This window comes from Mesorhizobium silamurunense (assembly GCF_014843825.1).
Lineage (GTDB): Bacteria > Pseudomonadota > Alphaproteobacteria > Rhizobiales > Rhizobiaceae > Mesorhizobium > Mesorhizobium silamurunense.
In genome coordinates this window covers 1-5,036 of sequence record NZ_JHQR01000227.1, presented here as the reverse complement: position 1 = coordinate 5,036, position 5,036 = coordinate 1, and the positions used below count along the sequence as shown (strand labels likewise).

5 protein-coding genes and 1 pseudogene are annotated in these 5,036 nt (G+C 64.2%); 4 read left to right on the top strand and 2 right to left on the bottom strand.

Features of this window, described 5'->3' with window-relative positions; all coding sequences use genetic code 11:
• Positions 1-262, bottom strand: a pseudogene (locus DH10_RS24935) (dipeptide epimerase); the annotation flags it as partial.
• Between the two features lie 77 nt (positions 263-339).
• Here DH10_RS24935 and DH10_RS24930 point away from each other — a divergent pair.
• The 4 genes from DH10_RS24930 to DH10_RS24915 all read left to right on the top strand — a co-directional run bounded on the left by DH10_RS24930 (position 340) and on the right by DH10_RS24915 (position 4,414).
• Complete coding sequence (locus tag DH10_RS24930) at positions 340-1,527, top strand: ABC transporter permease (protein ID WP_192254021.1); 1,188 nt, start codon at positions 340-342, stop codon at positions 1,525-1,527.
• A 1-nt stretch (position 1,528) separates the two neighbouring features.
• Positions 1,529-2,347, top strand: coding sequence for an ABC transporter ATP-binding protein (locus DH10_RS24925; RefSeq protein ID WP_192254023.1), 819 nt, complete (start codon positions 1,529-1,531; stop codon positions 2,345-2,347).
• A gap of 14 nt (positions 2,348-2,361) precedes the next feature.
• Positions 2,362-3,735 carry an MlaD family protein gene (locus DH10_RS24920; RefSeq protein WP_192254025.1) on the top strand — a complete coding sequence of 458 codons (1,374 nt, stop codon included), beginning with the start codon at positions 2,362-2,364 and terminating at the stop codon, positions 3,733-3,735.
• A gap of 88 nt (positions 3,736-3,823) precedes the next feature.
• Positions 3,824-4,414 (top strand): ABC-type transport auxiliary lipoprotein family protein, encoded by a 591-nt coding sequence (locus DH10_RS24915; protein ID WP_192254056.1) that lies wholly within the window; start codon positions 3,824-3,826, stop codon positions 4,412-4,414.
• A 166-nt stretch (positions 4,415-4,580) separates the two neighbouring features.
• On the opposite strand, the gene DH10_RS24910 is transcribed toward DH10_RS24915, so the two are convergent.
• A partial coding sequence (locus DH10_RS24910; RefSeq protein WP_192385476.1) for a hypothetical protein occupies positions 4,581-5,036 on the bottom strand: 456 nt, incomplete at its 5' end.

Sequence of the window (5,036 nt, the reverse complement as noted above, 5' to 3'; positions counted from 1 at the left end):
CCGCGCCGGCCGGCATGGCCGCGAGCAGGGCGGCGCGACCGATGCCGCCGATGATCTGGCCGCGCATCGCCTCGATTGCGGCACGCACGCCCTCCATGGTCTCGCCGTAGCGCTTGTAGGGAACGCATTCGCCGCGCCCGGCATGACCATTCTCGCCGATCGTCACGGTGATGACCTCGGCCTCGGTTTTCGATCCGCGTGAGATGGTGAAGGTGCCCGCGATCGGGAATCGCTCGGCCTCGACCGAAATGACACGCGCCATATTTTTCTTCTCCGGCTGTGCGACACCGGTCTGCCGGCAAATCGACACGCCAGTCCCGTCACGCTAAACAGGACGCCATGTTGACCATCCGCAAACGCGACGCAAGCCGCACGCCCGCCGGTGAGGCCAATCACCAGCCGCGCATCGCCGTCGGCGAGGAAGGCGACGTGCTGGCTTGCGCCTTTTCCGGTGTCTGGACGACGCGGACCGTGGCATCGGTCGACGCCGAGATGCGCAAGATCGAAAAGCGCAACGGCGCCAAGACACTGATGCTCGATCTTTCCAAGATCGAGAAGTTGGATACGGCCGGCGCCTGGCTGATCGATCGGCTGGCCAGCGCCTTCGAGAAGAAGGGCGTCGAGGTCCATGTGCAGGGGCAGAGCGAGATCGCCTCGATCCTGCTCGGCGCCGTCGGCGAGGCGGTGCGGCGCGAGCCCGAATCGGGACCGGCCGGCCCGCCCAACATCATCCTGCGCGCGCTGGAGCTGGTCGGCCGCCGCGTCTACGAGATGCGCGACGACTTCCTCGCCTCGATGAACATCCTCGGCGCCACCATCCGCGGCGCGCAGATGAAGCTTGGCCGCGGCCATGCGGTCAATCCGGCCGCGATCTTCAACCAGATCGACCGCATGGGCGTCGGCGCCATTCCCGTGGTGGTGCTGATGTCGGCCATCGTCGGCGCCATCGTCGCCCAGCAGGGCGCCTATCAGCTCAGCTATTTCGGCGCCGACATCTTCGTCGTCGACCTCGTCGGCGTGCTGATCCTGCGCGAGCTCGGCGTGCTGATGACGGCGATCATGCTCGCCGGCCGCTCGGGAAGCGCCATCACCGCCGAGATCGGCTCGATGAAGATGCGCGAGGAGGTCGATGCGCTGAAGGTGATCGGGCTCAACCCGATCGGCGTGCTGGTATTTCCGCGGCTCGTCGCGCTGGTGATTGCGCTGCCATGCCTGACGATCATCGCCAATTTCGCCGCGCTTGGCGGCGGCATCATCGCCGCATGGCTCTATTCCGACATTCCGCCGGCTGCGTTCATCGACCGGCTGCGTGTCGCCATCGACCTCAGCACTATCTTTGCCGGGCTGATCAAGGCGCCGTTCATGGCCATGATCATCGGCACCATCGCGTCGGTCGAAGGCATGAAGGTCGGCGGCAGCGCCGAATCGCTCGGCCGCCATGTGACCGCCTCGGTGGTGAAGTCGATCTTCGTCGTCATCATCCTCGACGGGCTTTTCGCCATGTTCTACGCAGCGATCGAGTTCTGAGATGGCAGTCGCAAGCGGCAATGGGGTCGAGACGACGCAAAACGCGGATGAAAGCGAAATCGTGCTTTCGGTCCGGGACGTCACCGTCGCCATCGAAGACAAGCTGATCCTCGACAAGCTTTCGCTCGACATCAAGCGTGGCGAGATCCTGGGTTTCGTCGGCGCCTCGGGCGCCGGCAAGTCGGTCTTGCTGCGCACCATCCTCGGGCTGATGCCTAAGCAATCCGGAACCATCAGACTGTTCGGCGTCGACGTCGACAAGGCAAGCGAGGTCGAGCGCCTGCGCATCGATATGCGGCTTGGCGTCCTGTTCCAGCACGGCGCGCTGTTTTCGGCGCTGACGGTGCTGGAGAACGTGCAGGTGCCGATGCGCGAATATCTGGACCTGCCGAAGGCGCTGATGGACGAGCTCGCCATGCTGAAGGTCGAGCTGGTCGGGCTGCCGCCGGACGCGGCGCAGAAATTCCCCTCCGAGCTTTCTGGCGGCATGATCAAACGCGCGGCGCTGGCGCGCGCGCTGGCGCTAGATCCGGACATCGTCTTTCTCGACGAGCCGACCTCCGGCCTCGATCCGATCAGTGCCGCCGAGTTCGACGAGCTGGTCGTCAAGCTGCGCGATACGATGGATTTGACGGTTTACATGGTCACGCACGACCTCGACACGCTGTTCACCGCCTGCGACCACGTGGCGGTGCTCGGCAAGAAGAGGGTGCTGGTCGAAGGCACGATCGACGACATGCTGAAGAGCGAAGAGCCGTGGGTCAAATCCTATTTCCGCGGAAAACGCGCCCGCCAACTTGATCTTGCGGCGCGCGCATAGCCATAAGTGGGGCAATGGAAACCAGAGCCAACTATGTAATTGTCGGCATCTTCACGCTGGCCGCGATCCTCGCGGCCTTCGCCTTCGTCTATTGGACGGCCGCAATCGGCGAGCGGGGCGAGACGACTCTTCTGCGTGTGCGCATCCCGGGCTCGGCTTCCGGCCTCGGCCGAGGCAGCTTCGTGCTCTTCAACGGCGTCAAGGTGGGCGACGTCAAACGGGTCTATATCGACGTCGACAATCCGACCGTCGCCATCGCCGACACCGAGATCGACCGTATGACGCCGATCACCAAATCGACGCAGGCCGATATCGGGCTTGCCGGCCTTACCGGCCAGGCCAATATCGAGCTGAAAGGCGCCGATCCCAAGGAAGTGAAGCTGCTCGACCAGGCCGAGAAAGAAGGCAGGGTGCCGGAGATCGTCGCCAATCCGTCGGCCGTGACCAACCTGTTGCAGACGGCGCAGAACATCTTCACCCGTGCCGACAAGGTGCTTTCAGAGCTCGAGGGCTTCACCAAGGACGTTCGCGGTCCGCTGACGCAGACCGTCAAGAACGTCGAGACCTTCTCCGACGCGCTGGCCAAGAATTCGGATGGCATCGACAAGTTCCTGTCCGCCGTAAGTTCGCTTTCGGACCAGTTGAAGGCCGTTTCCGGCAGGCTGGACAGCACGTTAGCGGCGGCCGAGGGCTTGCTGAACTCCGTCGACAAAGACCGGATCAAGAGCATCGTCGCCAATGTAGACACGGTTACGGCGAACCTTAAGGAAACCAGCAAGCAATTTGATACCACCATCGACAACGTCAACACGGCGGTCAACTCGATCAACGATTTCGCCAAGCAGACGCAAGGCACGCTGGCCAAGGTTAATGGCGTGCTCGACGGCATCGATCCGGCTGAAGTGCGCACGGCGCTGGCCAACATCCAGAAGGCCAGCGACAGCGCCAACAAGGCGGCCGCCGACATCGCCAAGGTCACCGACAAGATCGCCAACCGCTCCGACGACATCAACGACACCATCAAGAATGCCCGCCAGCTCGCGCAGCGCCTCAACGATGCCTCGGTGCGCGTCGATGACATCCTCGAAAAGGTCGACCATTTGCTCGGATCCGGCGAGGCCAACGGCGTGATAGCCGATGCGAGAGCGACGCTGAAATCCTTCAAGCAGGTCGCCGATACGCTGAACGCCCGCCTCGGCACCATCACCGACAATCTGGCGCGCTTCTCCGGTTCGGGGCTGCAGAATGTGGAGGCGCTGGTGCAGGACAGCCGGCGCTCGATCAACCGCATCGAGGAGGCGGTGACCGATCTCAGCCGCAACCCGCAACGCATACTGACGGGCGGCGAGGGAGAGGTCCGTCAGTTTGACGGCAGGGCGCGGCGTTGACTTCGGCTGCCGCGAACGCCAAGAAGATGGGTTGCAGCTGTAGGTTGATCGTAAGGTCCGGGGACAACGGGGATCGCGCGTGAAGTCAGTGAGAGGGTTGAAGTCGGTCGCTGCCGCGGCGCTCGTGTTGACGCTCGCTGGCTGCGCGGCGCTGGGAGGCAAGCCGGCGCCGCTCGATACGTTCGAGCTTTCCGCGCCTTCGGTCGACATGCACGGCCATAGCCGCCGCCAGATCCTGATCGCCCAGCCTTCGGCGCTGAAGGCGCTGGACAGCCAGAACATCGTCATCAGGCCGTCAGACCAGTCGATCCAGTTCCTCAAGGGCGCGCAATGGGCGGACCGCCTGCCGCTGATCGTGCAGGCAAGGCTCGCCGAGACCTTCCAGCGCTCGGGCAGCTTTGCCGGCGTCGGCAAGCCGGGCGAGGGGCTGGCGATCGATTACCAGATCATCGTCGAGGTGCGGTCCTTCGAAGTCCGGGTGAATGGCGGCGCGCATGCCGACGTCGACCTGTTCGTGCGCATCCTCAACGACCGCAACGGCGAGGTGCGCGCCTCGAAGAGCTTCACGGCGAGCGCGCCGGTCTCGGGCAGCGGCAACGCCGCCTATGTCGGCGCGCTGGACAACGCGTTTGGCCAGGCAGCTAAGGACATCGTCCGCTGGACGGACTCGGTGATCTGATTGTCGCCCGCTGGGGGCACGTTGCCCGAACCACAGCGATCTCCGCGCCAAGCCGGAACAGGATGCTGGGCAACAAGCTGGACTAACAAACGTCGGCGCCGGCCCGCTCGGATAAAACAAAAGGCGGGAACGTGTCCCGCCATTTTGTTACTCGCCTAACGACCGCTCAGTGCAGGCGGCCGCTGGCGTGGGCAAGCATCGTGTAGACCTTGCCGGTGTCCGACGTCAGATAGGTCTGCGCCATGATGTTGTCGCGGTCGTTGCGCGAGACATCCTTGAGCAGCTTCTCGAAATCGTCGCAATAGCGGTCGACGGCGGCGCGGAACTCGGCCTCGGCCTGATACTTGCGGCGTATCTCGTCGAAGGTCTGCTGGCCCTTCAGCGTGTAGAGCCGGCGCGTGAACACGTCGCGTTCGCCGCGGCGATAGCGGTTCCACAGCTCGATCGAGGCGTCATGGTCGATGGCGCGCGCGATGTCGACGGACAGCGAGTTGAGCGATTCCATGACATGCAGCGGCGAGCGCTGGGCAGGGGTCGCGCGCGGCGCTTCCGCGGGCGCCGCCGGCTTCAGCTCTTCCTCGCGCGAGGCGTTGGTCAGGAGATCACGCACCCAGCCACCCTG